The 13,883-nt window shown below is 60.4% G+C and carries 12 protein-coding genes; 7 read left to right on the top strand and 5 right to left on the bottom strand.

Annotated features, from left to right (window positions below; all coding sequences use genetic code 11):
- The 3 genes from ACK5JN_RS00615 to ACK5JN_RS00605 form a co-directional block, all read right to left on the bottom strand.
- Positions 1 to 591: biotin-dependent carboxyltransferase family protein (locus tag ACK5JN_RS00615; protein WP_416868365.1), on the bottom strand; the 591-nt coding region annotated here is incomplete at its 3' end.
- The gene (pxpB, locus tag ACK5JN_RS00610) at positions 585 to 1,241 is read right to left on the bottom strand and encodes a 5-oxoprolinase subunit PxpB (protein WP_416868364.1); all 657 of its coding nucleotides are present in this window, start codon (positions 1,239 to 1,241) and stop codon (positions 585 to 587) included. The genes ACK5JN_RS00615 and pxpB, both read right to left, overlap by 7 nt.
- A gap of 15 nt (positions 1,242 to 1,256) precedes the next feature.
- Positions 1,257 to 2,000, bottom strand: coding sequence for a type 2 GTP cyclohydrolase I (locus ACK5JN_RS00605; RefSeq protein WP_416868363.1), 744 nt, complete (start codon positions 1,998 to 2,000; stop codon positions 1,257 to 1,259).
- A gap of 281 nt (positions 2,001 to 2,281) precedes the next feature.
- Here ACK5JN_RS00605 and dtpD point away from each other — a divergent pair, with 281 nt between their 5' ends.
- A complete protein-coding gene (dtpD, locus tag ACK5JN_RS00600) occupies positions 2,282 to 3,763 on the top strand; it encodes a dipeptide permease DtpD (protein WP_416868362.1) in 1,482 nt (493 codons plus the stop codon).
- 10 nt (positions 3,764 to 3,773) lie between these two features.
- On the opposite strand, the gene phrB is transcribed toward dtpD, so the two are convergent.
- Together phrB and ACK5JN_RS00590 are read right to left on the bottom strand one after the other, a co-directional pair.
- On the bottom strand, positions 3,774 to 5,192 hold the full coding sequence (gene phrB, locus ACK5JN_RS00595) for a deoxyribodipyrimidine photo-lyase (protein ID WP_416868361.1): 1,419 nt from the start codon (positions 5,190 to 5,192) through the stop codon (positions 3,774 to 3,776).
- A gap of 140 nt (positions 5,193 to 5,332) precedes the next feature.
- Positions 5,333 to 5,539 carry a YbfA family protein gene (locus ACK5JN_RS00590; RefSeq protein ID WP_416868360.1) on the bottom strand — a complete coding sequence of 69 codons (207 nt, stop codon included), beginning with the start codon at positions 5,537 to 5,539 and terminating at the stop codon, positions 5,333 to 5,335.
- A gap of 305 nt (positions 5,540 to 5,844) precedes the next feature.
- Here ACK5JN_RS00590 and kdpF point away from each other — a divergent pair, with 305 nt between their 5' ends.
- From kdpF to kdpE, 6 genes are read left to right on the top strand one after another with little or no spacing between them, the layout of a single operon-like run.
- The gene (gene kdpF, locus ACK5JN_RS00585; protein WP_077625464.1) at positions 5,845 to 5,934 is read left to right on the top strand and encodes a K(+)-transporting ATPase subunit F; all 90 of its coding nucleotides are present in this window, start codon (positions 5,845 to 5,847) and stop codon (positions 5,932 to 5,934) included.
- Entirely contained in the window at positions 5,934 to 7,613 is a 1,680-nt protein-coding gene (kdpA, locus tag ACK5JN_RS00580; RefSeq protein ID WP_416868369.1) for a potassium-transporting ATPase subunit KdpA, read from the top strand. Before kdpF ends, kdpA begins: the two co-directional genes overlap by 1 nt.
- 20 nt (positions 7,614 to 7,633) lie before the next feature.
- Positions 7,634 to 9,682 (top strand): potassium-transporting ATPase subunit KdpB, encoded by a 2,049-nt coding sequence (kdpB, locus tag ACK5JN_RS00575; protein ID WP_416868359.1) that lies wholly within the window; start codon positions 7,634 to 7,636, stop codon positions 9,680 to 9,682.
- Positions 9,683 to 9,692: 10 nt separating this feature from the next.
- Positions 9,693 to 10,268, top strand: a complete 576-nt coding sequence (gene kdpC / locus ACK5JN_RS00570; protein ID WP_416868358.1) for a potassium-transporting ATPase subunit KdpC — start codon at positions 9,693 to 9,695, stop codon at positions 10,266 to 10,268.
- Positions 10,269 to 10,270: 2 nt separating this feature from the next.
- Positions 10,271 to 12,958, top strand: a complete 2,688-nt coding sequence (gene kdpD / locus ACK5JN_RS00565) for a two-component system sensor histidine kinase KdpD (RefSeq protein WP_416868368.1) — start codon at positions 10,271 to 10,273, stop codon at positions 12,956 to 12,958.
- A complete protein-coding gene (gene kdpE, locus ACK5JN_RS00560) occupies positions 12,955 to 13,632 on the top strand; it encodes a two-component system response regulator KdpE (RefSeq protein WP_416868357.1) in 678 nt (225 codons plus the stop codon). Before kdpD ends, kdpE begins: the two co-directional genes overlap by 4 nt.
- Positions 13,633 to 13,883 lie beyond the last annotated feature (251 nt).

The raw sequence follows: 13,883 nt of genomic DNA, 5'->3' as shown, positions 1-13,883 counted from the left end.
GGGCGAGCGCCAGAAGGCCGCCTGCGACACCTCGTCAAACTCATGATATTCCGGCCCCGGCAGCGCGCGGATGCGGTTGCTGGCCAGCAGCGGCTTCACGCCGCGCGGCTCGCGAAAGCTACGCAATGGTTTGCCGAGCGGCAGCACGTCACCATCCCGCAGCCGCCGCCCTTCCAGGCCGCCGATCCCGGCGTTGAGGTCGGTGCTGCGTGAACCCAGCACCATCGGCACATCAATGCCGCCCGCCAGCGCCAGGTAGCTGCGAATACCGTGCTGGGGACGATGCAGCGTGAGCGTCTGCCCGGCCACGGCCCAGTGACGCCAGCCGCTCCACACCGCTTCACCGTCGAGCGTTGCCTCGCAGCCCGCGCCGGTCAGCGCAAACCAGCCGTCGCGGGCAAATTGAAACGCCGCCGCACCCAGGGTAATTTCCAGCGCCGCCGCGTTGGCCTCGTTGCCCACCAGCAGGTTGGCCGCGATCAGCGCCGGTTTATCCATCGCCCCGCAGCGGCTTACGCCCAGCTGGCGCATCCCGTCGCGCCCGCCGTCCTGCACCGAGGTATACATGCCCGCGCGAATGACCTTTAGCATATGCCCTCCTTTTGCGGCACAAAGCGCACCGTATCGCCGGGGCGCAGCAGGATAGGATCGTCACGATTCGGCGAAAAAAGCGCCAGCGGGGTGCGGCCAATCAGCTGCCAGCCGCCGGGCGTGGCCAGCGGATAAATCCCGGTTTGCGCGCCGCCGATACCCAGCGACCCGGCGGGCACCTTCAGCCTCGGCTCCGCGCGGCGCGGCATATGCAGCGGCTCCGGCAGGCCACCGAGATAAGGGAAACCGGGCTGGAAGCCGAGAAACCACACCACGTAGTCCACCGACGCGTGCAGCTCAACTACCTGCTTTTCCGTCAAGCCGCTCAGCCGCGCCACCTCCGGCAGATCCGGGCCGCTGTCGCCGCCGTAGATGACCGGAATCTCCATTTGCCGCGACGCCGGTTCCAGCGCCTCGCTCTCTTCCCACCAGCGCTGTAAACGCTCAATAGCGTCCAGCGCCTGCGTCTCCGGCTGGCGCAGCGTGACGGTGATATTATTCATCCCAGGAATGGCATCAACCACGTTGGGCATCTCCGCCAGACGCTGGGCCAATCGCCAGACCCGCTTTTGCGCCGCCAGCGTGACCGGCGGCTCCAGTTCCAGTACCACCGCCGTTTCACCTAACAGATAACAACGCGCTCGCTGCACTTTATTTCCTCATCATCAGGCCGGATTGGGGATATCAACAAAGGTTACATCCAGATCGGTCGTCTCGTTGAGCCATTCGCTCAGCGCGCGGATCCCACCGCGTTCGGTGGCATGATGGCCCGCGGCATAGAAATGCAGCCCCTGTTCACGAGCGGAATGGATGGTTTGTTCCGACACTTCGCCGGTAATAAACGCATCAACGCCAAAACGCGCGGCGCTATCGATAAAGCCCTGGCCGCCGCCGGTACACCAGGCAACGCGTGAAACTTTATCCGGCCCGGTATCGCCGCTCCACAACGGCTTGCGCCCGAGACGAGCTTCAATCCACGAAGCCAGCTCGAGGCCGGAAACCGGCATCGACAGCTCGCCCCACGGCACCAGCGGTTCAACTTCCCCCTGCACGTTAATCCCCAGCAGCTGCGCCAGCTGGACGTTATTGCCCAGCTCAGGATGCGCGTCCAGCGGCAGATGCCAGCCGTACAGGTTAATGTCGTTCGCCAGCAGCGCCTTCAGGCGATTGCGTTTCATCCCGCGGATCACCGGCGACTCGCCCTTCCAGAAATAGCCGTGATGCACAATTATCGCATCCGCCTGCTGGCGAACGGCCTCATCAATCAGCGCCTGGCTGGCCGTCACTCCGGTGACAATCTTCTGCACCGTTTCACGCCCCTCAACCTGCAGCCCGTTAGGCGCGTAATCGCTAAAGGCGGAAACGTTGAGTTTCTCGTTAATGAGTTGTTCTAGCTCGGTATTTTTCATTATCACTCCCTTCGCCTTCGATGCTGTTCAACAGAATAAAATAGCGTTACGCAGGGCGTTCGTCGATACACAATTTGTTACACCCACCAAAGTACCGCTTAAATACGCAAATTTATTGCTTAGATAACACGATTTGTCTCTTTTCATGTGACCAGGATCATGTATATTTATGCAACCATACCGCATATTACAAAGATAATACGCTTTTCTACGTATTATTACATAAATGAAACAAAGCCTTACGCAGCATGCCGTTGCCGGGTTTCGAGGTCAAATGTGCAATGAATAAATCACAATCGCAGCCAAAGGCGATTTATTACGTCGTCGCCCTGCAAATCTGGGAATACTTCAGCTTCTATGGCATGCGCGCGCTGCTGATTCTGTATCTCACCAATCAGCTGAAATACAACGATACCCACGCCTACGAATTGTTCAGCGCCTACTGCTCGCTGGTGTACGTTACACCCATCCTCGGCGGCTACCTGGCGGATAAAGTGCTCGGCAACCGCGTGGCGGTGATGCTCGGCGCGCTGTTGATGGTCGTTGGCCATATGGTGCTCGGCGCCAGCGAAATTGCGCCAATGTTCCTGTATCTGTCGCTGGCGATTATTGTCTGCGGCTACGGGCTGTTTAAATCCAACGTCAGCTGCCTGCTGGGCGAACTGTACGAACCGACCGACCCGCGTCGCGACGGCGGCTTCTCGCTGATGTACGCCGCGGGCAACGTCGGTTCCATCATTGCGCCTATCGCCTGTGGCTTCGCGCAAGAGCAGTATAGCTGGGCGATGGGCTTTACGCTGGCCGCCGTCGGGATGCTGGCCGGGCTGGTCATTTTCATCAGCGGACGCCGCCACTTTGCCCACACCCGTGGGGTAAACAAAGAGGTGCTGTGCGCACGCAGCTTCCTGCTGCCGAACTGGGGCTGGCTGCTGGTGCTGCTGGTGGTCGCGCCGCTGTTTATCACCGTGCTGTTCTGGCAGGAGTGGTCGGTGTATGCGCTGATCGCCGCGTCGATTATCGGCCTGGCGGTGCTGGCGAAGATTTACCGTCGCGCCGAAACCGCCGAGCAGCGTAAGGACCTGCGTCTGATCGTGGTGCTCACCTTCTTCAGCCTGTTGTTCTGGGCCTTTGCCCAGCAGGGCGGCAGCTCAATCAGCCTGTATATCGACCGTTTCGTTAACCGTGACGTGCTGGGCTATGAAGTGCCGACCGCCATGTTCCAGTCGGTCAACGCCTTTGCGGTCATGCTGTGCGGCGTGGTGTTGGCGTGGCTGATTAAAGAGCAGGTCACCCGCAACCGCGACCTGCGTATCTGGGGCAAATACGCGCTGGGTCTGGGCCTGATGAGCGCCGGGTTCTGTATTCTGACCCTGAGCGCCCGCTGGTCGGCAACCTACGGTCATTCCTCCATGCCGCTGATGCTGCTGGGGCTGTCGGTGATGGGCTTTGCCGAGCTGTTTATCGACCCGGTGGCCATGTCGCAGATCACCCGCATCCAGATCCCGGGCGTCACCGGCGTGCTGACTGGCATCTACATGCTGCTTTCCGGCGCGGTGGCAAACTATGTGGCCGGCATCATAGCCGACCAGACGTCGCAGGCGTCGTTCGACTCCGCAGGCGCGGCAGACTATTCGATTAACGCCTATATCGACGTCTTCAGCCAAATCACCTGGGGCGCGCTGGCCTGCGTGGGCGTGGTGCTGGTCATCTGGCTGTATCACTCGGTGAAAGTGCGCAGCCGTCGCCTGGCGGCGGAAGCGTAATCTTTCCCGGCTATGCCTGCTTTTTGGCCGCCTCATAGGCGGCCAACGTCTCCCCCCTCGCCTTAGCGTGATCGACGATCGGTCGCGGATAATCCAGTTTTACGCCCTGCTTATCGGCCCACGCCCACGGCTGATGAATCGCCTTCTCGGGGACAGATTTCAATTCTGGTAGCCATTGGCGAATAAACGCGCCGCTTTTATCAAACCGCTCGCCCTGGGTAGTCGGGTTGAAGATACGGAAATAAGGCGCGGCGTCGGTGCCGGTGGAGGCCGCCCACTGCCAGCCGCCGTTATTGGCCGCCAGGCAGCCGTCCACCAGCTGCGACATAAAGTAGCGCTCCCCTTCCCGCCAGTCGATCAGCAGGTCCTTCACCAGGAAACTGGCGACGATCATTCTCAGGCGGTTGTGCATCCAGCCGGTTTTATTCAGCTGGCGCATTGCGGCATCCACAATCGGGTAGCCGGTTTCCCCTTGCTGCCAGACCTTCAGCGCCTCCGGTGCGGTATTCCAGCGCACGCCATCAGTCCAGGCGATAAACGGCCGGTGTTTGCATAATTCAGGATAATAAGTCAGCAGGTGGCGGTAGAATTCGCGCCAGATAAGCTCGTTAAGCCAGACGCTCCCCGCGCCGCCGTTGAGCGCCTGCGGCTGTTCGGCCAGCAGCCGATGCAGGCACTGGCGCGGCGACAGTACGCCCACGGCCAGGCAGGCCGATAGACGGCTGGTCCCCTCAATGGCCGGGAAATCGCGCTGGGCTTCATACTCTGCTGCCTGCTGCTGGCAGAAATGGCGTAGCTGCGCAATGGCCGCCTTTTCATCTGCGGGAAACAGCGCTGCGTCGAAGGCCTGCTGGGGATAGTTAAACTGAATGGTGTCGCAGGCGGCTACCGCGGGTGCATGGCGGACAGACGGCGCGCGAACGCACTCCGGCTGATGTTCCTTTAACCGACGCAGCCAGGCGTTTTTATACGGTGTAAACACTTTATACATCTCGTGGCTGCCGGTCATCACCGCGCCCGGCGCCAGGATCACGCTATCATCAAAGCCCTGACACACCGTGTCAGAAAGCAGGCGCTCCACCGCCGCATCGCGCTGGCGCTCGTTGAATTCATACTGATAGTTGTAAAAAAGATGCGTCACGCCGTGGGTTTGACAGACGTCCTGTAGCACCTCGACGCTGGCCGCAAAATCGGCGACCTCGTGAAACACCAGCGGAATGTTTTTCTCTGCCAGCGCCAGGCGAAGCGCGTTCAGCTGCGCGGCAATATAGGCCGCCTGGCGAGGAGCCATGGCGTGCGCCGCCCACTGTTGCGGGGTGGCGATATACAGCGCCAGCACCTGTGCCTGCGGATCGCGGCAGGCGGCGGCAAGGGCGAGATTGTCATGCAGGCGCAAATCAGCGCGGAACCAGACCAGATGAGTGGGCATAAAAATCCTGAATGTATTTAACTAATACATTCATATTACACCAATTATTTCACCACACCTTTCCGACACTGGCACTGCCGACAAAACAAAAAAGCCGCCCCTTTGCAGGCGCGGCTTCGGTCATTTCCTGGCGACAGCGATTAATAAAAGTCGCAGGCCGCTTCTTCAGCCTGTTCCATCCATACCGGCTTCTCGCTGGTTTTCGACCAGACGCGGTGCAGATAGCTATAAAAACGAGCGCGTTCTTTCCAGAACAGCATCACCGGCAGCGCCACAATTCCCGCCACCACGGCGAAAGTACGACGCATGACTATGATATGCGCAGGATATTTCTTATACAGTTCCATATTCTCTCCCCTAAGTTGGCCGGCAACGCTCGCCGGAAAATAAAACTCAGTAATCTGACTAAAAGAGTACCGCTTTTTGTGTAATTTTACTACTCATCCGACCACTATTTCTGGTCTATTTTGTCTTTTTTTACATTCACGCCGTAACTTAGTTACGAGATTGTTAAATCAATACTAACCATTAGTTAAATTGTGGCTTTTGCCATTTTTATACTTTTTTTACACCCCGCCCGATGATTTTTGCGAAATCTTTGCACCCAAAATCCTACGCTTAGCGCCATAACTCAACCATCCGGAGGTGGATTGTGACTACAGGCGTAATAGCCGGCGTGGTGCTGGTGTTCCTGTTACTGGCGTATCTGGTGTATGCCCTTTTGAAGGCGGAGGCGCTGTGATGGCTGCTCAGGGATTTTTACTCATCGCCAGCTTCCTGCTGGTGCTGTTTATTCTCGCTCGGCCGCTCGGCAAAATGCTGGCGGCGATGATCGGCGACGTACCGCTGCCGGGTCTGGCCCGTACTGAAAATGTGCTGTGGCGCGTACTCGGCGTTTCCGGCCAGGAAATGGGCTGGGGGCGTTACGTGAGCGCCATTTTGCTGCTCAACCTGTGCGGGCTGGTCGTGCTGTTCGCCATGCTGATGCTGCAAGGCTATCTGCCGCTGAACCCGCAGCGGCTGCCGGGCCTCTCCTGGCACCTGGCGCTCAATACCGCCGTCAGTTTTGTCAGCAACACCAACTGGCAGTCCTACAGCGGCGAAACCACCCTGAGCTACTTTAGCCAGATGGCGGGGCTGACGGTGCAGAACTTCCTTTCCGCCGCCACCGGTATCGCCGTGCTGTTTGCGCTGATCCGCGCGTTTGCGCGCCAGAGCGTCGGCACGTTAGGCAACGCGTGGGTCGATATCACCCGCATTACCCTGTGGCTGCTGCTGCCGATTTCGCTGGTACTGGCCCTGTTCTTTATTCAGCAAGGCGCATTGCAGAATCTCCTGCCCTACCAGCCATTTACCACGCTGGAAGGCGCGCATCAGCTCCTGCCGATGGGGCCAGTCGCCTCGCAGGAAGCGATCAAAATGCTGGGCACCAACGGCGGCGGTTTCTTTAACGCCAACTCCTCACACCCGTTCGAAAACCCGACGGCGCTGACCAATTTCGTGCAGATGCTGGCGATCTTCCTGATCCCGGCGGCGCTGTGCTTCGCCTTCGGCGAGGCGGTAGGCGATAACCGCCAGGGGCGGGCAATTCTGTGGGCGATGACCCTTATCTTCGTGGTCTGCGTGGCGGTGGTGATGTGGGCAGAAACGCGGGGCAACCCGCATCTGCTGGCCTTCGGTGCGGACAGCAGCATCAATATGGAAGGCAAAGAAAGCCGCTTCGGCATTCTCGCCAGCAGCCTGTACGCGGTGGTCACCACGGCGGCCTCCTGCGGGGCGGTGAACGCCATGCATGACTCCTTTACCGCGCTGGGTGGGATGATCCCGCTGTGGCTGATGCAGATTGGTGAAGTGGTGTTCGGCGGCGTCGGTTCCGGCCTGTACGGCATGCTGCTGTTCGTGCTGCTGGCGGTGTTTATCGCCGGACTGATGATTGGCCGCACGCCGGAGTATCTTGGCAAAAAAATCGACGTGCCGGAGATGAAAATGACCGCGCTGGCGATTCTGGTCACCCCGACGCTGGTACTGCTCGGCACCGCGCTGGCGATGATGACCGACGCCGGACGCAGCGCCATGGCCAACCCCGGCTCGCACGGCTTTAGCGAAGTGCTGTACGCCGTCTCCTCCGCCGCCAATAACAACGGCAGCGCCTTTGCCGGGCTCAGCGCCAACACGCCGTTCTGGAACTGCCTGCTGGCGGCGTGCATGTTCATCGGCCGCTTCGGCGTGATCGTGCCGGTGCTGGCGATTGCCGGATCGCTGGTGAATAAAAAGATCCAGCCCGCAACGCCGGGTACGCTCGCCACGCACGACGCGCTGTTTATTGGCCTGCTGATTGGCACCGTGCTGCTGGTGGGCGCCCTGACCTTTATTCCCGCCCTGGCGATTGGCCCGGTGGCGGAACACCTTTCCCTGTTTTGAGTGATGCGGAGCTATTGGTTATGAGTCGCAAACAACTGGGCCTGTTTGAACCGTCGCTGGTTCGCCAGGCGCTGATCGACGCCGTGAAGAAACTCAGCCCCACCGTCCAGTGGCGCAATCCGGTGATGTTTATCGTCTGGATTGGCAGCGTGCTGACCAGCGCACTGGCGGTGGCCATGGCGCTGGGCGCGCTGCCCGGCAACGTCGGCTTCAGCAGCGCGATTGCCCTGTGGCTGTGGTTTACCGTGCTGTTCGCCAACTTTGCCGAAGCGATGGCGGAAGGCCGCAGCAAAGCGCAGGCCAACAGCCTGAAAGGGGTGAAGAAAACCGCCTTTGCCCGCAAGCTGCGCGAAGCGCGCTACGGCGCGGCGATGGACCACGTGCCGGCCGACGATCTGCGTAAAGGCGACGTGGTGCTGGTGGAAGCCGGTGACATTATTCCCTGCGACGGCGAAGTAATAGAAGGCGGCGCGTCGGTAGATGAAAGCGCGATTACCGGGGAGTCTGCGCCGGTCATTCGTGAATCCGGCGGCGACTTCGCTTCGGTCACCGGCGGGACGCGTATTCTCTCCGACTGGCTGGTGGTGCGCTGTAGCGTCAACCCGGGCGAAACGTTCCTTGACCGGATGATCGCCATGGTCGAAGGCGCGCAGCGACGCAAAACGCCAAATGAAATCGCGCTGACGATTCTGCTGGTGGCGCTGACCCTTGTTTTCTTGCTGGCAACGGCGACCATCTGGCCGTTCTCCGCCTGGAGCGGCGCGCCGATTAGCGTCACCGTGCTGGTCGCGCTGCTGGTATGCCTGATTCCGACCACCATCGGCGGCCTGCTGTCGGCCATCGGGGTGGCGGGGATGAGCCGTATGCTCGGCGCCAACGTTATCGCCACCAGCGGCCGCGCGGTAGAAGCGGCGGGCGACGTCGACGTGCTGCTGCTGGATAAAACCGGCACCATCACCCTCGGTAACCGCCAGGCCTCGCAGTTCCTGCCCGCTCAGGGCGTGGAAGAGAAAACGCTGGCCGACGCCGCGCAGCTCTCGTCGCTTGCCGATGAAACGCCGGAAGGCCGCAGCATCGTGGTGCTGGCCAAACAGCGCTTTAACCTGCGCGAGCGCGACGTGCAGGCGCTGCACGCCACTTTCGTGCCGTTTACCGCCCAGAGCAGAATGAGCGGCATCAACATTGATAACCGCATGATCCGCAAAGGTTCGGTCGATGCCATTCGCCGCCATATTGAGAGCAACGGCGGCCAGTTCCCGCTTGATGTGGAGCATAAAGTCGAAAGCGTTGCCAGCCTGGGGGCCACGCCGCTGGTGGTGGCGGAAGGCGCGCAGGTGCTCGGCGTGATTGCGCTGAAGGATATCGTCAAAGGCGGCATCAAAGAGCGCTTCGCCCAGCTGCGCAAAATGGGCATTAAAACGGTGATGATCACCGGCGACAACCGGCTGACCGCCGCTGCAATCGCCGCCGAGGCGGGGGTGGATGATTTTCTGGCCGAGGCCACGCCGGAAGCCAAGCTGGCGCTGATTCGCCAGTACCAGTCCGAAGGCCGGATGGTGGCGATGACCGGCGACGGTACCAACGACGCTCCGGCGCTGGCGCAGGCCGACGTGGCGGTCGCGATGAACTCGGGTACGCAGGCGGCGAAAGAGGCGGGCAACATGGTCGACCTCGACTCTAACCCGACCAAACTGATTGAGGTCGTCCACATCGGTAAACAGATGCTGATGACCCGCGGCTCGCTGACCACCTTCAGTATCGCCAACGACGTGGCGAAGTATTTCGCCATTATCCCGGCGGCCTTTGCCGCCAGCTGGCCGCAGCTGGGCGTGCTCAACATCATGCACCTGCATTCGCCCAATTCGGCGATCCTCAGCGCGGTGATTTTCAACGCGCTGATCATCGTTTTCCTGCTGCCGCTGGCGTTAAAAGGGGTGAGCTACCGCCCGCTGTCGGCGTCGGCGATGCTGCGCCGCAACCTGTGGATTTACGGCGCGGGCGGGCTGGTGGTGCCGTTTATCGGCATTAAAGTGATTGATGTGCTGTTAACCCTGCTGGGTCTGGTGTGAGGAAATAACCATGTCTGCATTACGTCCTGCTGTTGTTATTTTTCTGTTTCTGGCGCTGATGACCGGCGGCGTTTATCCGCTGCTGACCATCGCGCTCGGGCAGTGGCTGTTCCCGGCTCAGGCCAACGGTTCGCTGATTTTCACAAACCAGCAGATTCGCGGATCGATGCTGATCGGCCAGTACTTTAGCGATCCCGGCTATTTTCAGGGCCGTCCGTCCGCCACCACCGACGCGCCGGATAACCCGCTGGCCTCCGGCGGCAGTAATCTGGCGGGCAGCAACCCGGCGCTGGATAAGCTGTTTACCGACCGCATCGCCGCGCTGCGCGCCGCTAACCCGGACGCCAGCCGCACGGTACCGGTCGAGCTGGTCACCGCCTCCGCCAGCGGGCTGGACGCCAACCTGACGCCCGCCGCCGCGCTGTGGCAGGTACCGCGTATCGCCAAAGCGCGCGGGCTCTCGCCGCAATGGTTAACGCAGCAGGTACAGGCAGCCACCCATACGCCGCTGCTCGGCTTTCTCGGCCAACCTGTGGTAAATATTATTGAGCTGAATATGGCGCTGGATGCCCACAAGGATAATTGATGATGACCGACGAGCCGCTGCGTCCCAACCCGGACCGCCTGCTGGAACAAACCGCCGACGCGCATCGCGGCAAGCTGAAGATTTTCTTCGGCGCCTGCGCCGGGGTGGGTAAAACCTGGGCGATGCTGGCGGAGGCGCAGCGGCTGCGCGCTCAGGGGTTAGACGTGCTGGCGGGGGTGGTGGAGACCCACGGGCGCAAAGAGACCGCCGCGATGCTGAACGGCCTGAGCATGCTGCCGCCGAAGCGCACCGCCTACCGCGGCCGCTACGTGACAGAATTCGACCTCGATGCCGCCCTTGCCCGCCGCCCGGCGCTGGTGTTAATGGACGAGCTGGCCCACAGCAACGCCCCCGGTTCCCGTCATCCCAAACGCTGGCAAGACATCGACGAGCTGCTGGAGGCGGGCATCGACGTGTTCACCACCGTCAACGTGCAGCATCTGGAGAGCCTGAACGATGTCGTCAGCGGCGTTACCGGCATTCAGGTGCGGGAAACCGTGCCGGATCCTTTTTTTGATGCCGCCGATGAGGTGGTGCTGGTGGATCTGCCGCCGGACGATCTGCGCCAGCGTCTTAACGAAGGCAAGGTTTATCTGGCCGGTCAGGCCGAACGCGCCATCGAGAACTTCTTTCGCAAAGGCAATCTGATTGCCCTGCGCGAGCTGGCGCTGCGCCGTACCGCCGAGCGGGTGGACGATCAGATGCGCGCCTGGCGTGACGCTCAGGGGCAGGAAAAAGTGTGGCATACCCAGGATGCGATCCTGCTGTGTATTGGCCACCATACCGGCAGCGAAAAGCTGGTGCGCACCGCCGCGCGCCTGGCCGCCCGTCTGGGCAGCGTCTGGCACGCCGTTTACGTTGAAACCCCCACCCTACACCGCCTGCCCGAAGCGCAGCGGCGCGCCATTCTCAGCGCCCTGCGCCTGGCGCAGGAGCTGGGGGCCGAGACCGCGACGCTGTCGGACCCGTCTGAAGAGGCGGCGGTCATTCGCTATGCCCGCGAACACAACCTCGGCAAAATCGTGATTGGCCGTCAGCAGCAGCGTCGCTGGTGGCGCGGCGAACGTTTCAGCGACCGTCTTTCCCGCCACGCGCCGGAGCTTGATCTGCTGGTGATTGGCGTGGACGAAACGCCGCTGCCGCTGCCCGAACGCCCAGGCGATCGCCGGCCGTTTATCGACAAATGGCGGGTGCAAATCCGCGGCTGTCTGGTGGCGCTGGGGCTGTGCGCCGCCATTACGCTGGTCGCCAACCAGTGGCTGATGGCCTTTGAGGCCGCCAACCTGGTGATGCTCTACCTGCTGGGCGTGGTGATCGTCGCGCTGTTCTACGGCCGCTGGCCGTCGGTGCTGGCGACCGTCATCAACGTGGTCAGCTTCGATCTCTTCTTTATTGCCCCACGCGGCACGCTGGCGGTGTCCGACGTGCAGTATCTGCTGACCTTCGCCGTCATGCTCACCGTCGGGCTGGTGATCGGTAATCTCACCGCCGGCGTGCGCTATCAGGCGCGCGTGGCCCGCTATCGCGAGCAGCGAACGCGCCACCTGTATGAGATGTCGAAAACGCTGGCGGTGGGGCGCAACGCTCGCGATATCGCCCTCACCTGCGAGCAGTATATTCGCTCAACCTTTCACGCCCGCAGCCAGGTGCTGTTGCCGGATGAAAACGGCAAGCTGGCGGCGTTAAACCATCAGGAGGGCATGACGCCCTGGGATCAGGCCATCGCCCACTGGAGTTTTGACAAAGGGCTGCCCGCCGGGGCGGGAACCGACACCCTGCCCGGCGTGCCCTATCTGCTGCTGCCCCTACGCAGCGCCGATAAAACCCACGGCCTGGTGGTCGTTGAGCCGAATAATCTCCGCCAGCTGATGGTGCCAGAGCAGCAGCGGCTGCTGGAGACCTTTACTCTGCTGGTGGCCAGCGCGCTGGAGCGGCTGGCGCTGACGGCCAGCGAAGAGCAATCCAGGCTTATCAGCGAACGTGAAAGCCTGCGTAACTCACTGCTCGCCGCGCTGTCGCACGACCTGCGCACGCCGCTGACCGTGCTGTTTGGCCAGGCGGAAATTCTGACGCTCGACCTTGCCAGCAGCGGTTCGCCCTACGCGCCGCAGGCCAACGAGATTCGCCAGCACGTGCTGAACACCACCCGGCTGGTGAACAATCTGCTGGATATGGCGCGGATTCAGTCCGGCGGCTTTAACCTCAATAAAGAGTGGCTGACGCTGGAGGAAGTGGTTGGCAGCGCGCTGCGTACGCTGGAGCCCACCCTCGGCGGGCGCAAAATCACCCTCTCCCTGCCCGACCCGCTGATGCTAGTGCATCTCGATGGCCCGCTGTTTGAGCGGGTGCTCAACAATCTGCTGGAGAACGCCGTCAAGTATGCCGGCAGCGAGGCGCAAATCGGCATTCGCGCGGCCACCGAAAATCACCAGCTTCTGCTGGACGTCTGGGACAGCGGGCCGGGTATTCCCGGCGGCCAGGAGCAGCATATTTTTGCTAAATTCGCCCGCGGCCATAAAGAGTCGGCCATTCCCGGCGTGGGGCTGGGGCTGGCGATTTGTCAGGCCATCGTCGAGATTCACGGCGGCACCCTATCCGCCAGCAACCGCCCGGAAGGCGGCGCCTGTTTTCGTGTTACACTTCCACTGGAACAACCGCCTGAACTTGAAGAGGGATATGAGAAGCTGTGACCAGCGTTTTGATCGTTGAAGATGAACACGCCATTCGCCGTTTTCTGCGCACCGCGCTGGAAGCCGAAGATCTGCGCGTCTTTGACGCCGACACCCTCCAGCGCGGTTTACTGGAGGCGGCGACGCGTAAACCCGATCTGGTGATCCTTGACCTCGGCCTGCCGGACGGCGATGGCCTCGATTTTATTCGTGATATTCGCCAGTGGAGCCCGGTGCCGATAATCGTGCTGTCCGCGCGCAGCGAAGAAAACGATAAAATCGCGGCGCTGGACGCCGGTGCCGACGACTATCTCAGCAAACCGTTTGGTATCGGCGAGCTACAGGCACGGCTGCGCGTGGCGCTGCGTCGCCATGCGGGGACGCAGCCTGGCGAGGCGGTAATGACCTTCTCCGATATTACGGTCGATCTGGCCGCTCATCGCATCACCCGCGGCAGCGAAGAGATTCATTTAACACCTATCGAGTTTCGCCTGCTGGCAATGTTGCTGAATAATGCCGGAAAAGTCCTTACCCAACGTCAGCTACTGAACCATGTCTGGGGACCCAATGCGGTGGAGCATAGTCATTATTTACGCATTTATATGGGGCATTTACGTCAGAAGCTGGAGAACGATCCCGCGCGTCCAAAGCATTTACTAACGGAAACTGGGATTGGCTATCGATTTATTTTATGAATAATTATTCATAATGATACCGCCCTCTTTTACATTATTATTGTAAGAAACATCCTATCAATTAAATAATATTCTTATCTCTCCCTACCCTTCATTTAAATTAAATGAATCACAATTAATTTACACTTCATAAACAATTCAGAATTTAATCCTGGCGATAGAGCAGCATGCAACGAATTATTTTATAAATGATCTCTTATTGTTGATCGGACTCACAGTTTTAAGCCCATCTGGAGATAAAATGACTGCGC

The organism is Kluyvera sp., assembly GCF_047971185.1.
In the GTDB taxonomy this organism is placed as follows: Bacteria; Pseudomonadota; Gammaproteobacteria; order Enterobacterales; family Enterobacteriaceae; genus Kluyvera.
This window is presented reverse-complemented; position numbering and strand designations above follow the sequence as displayed.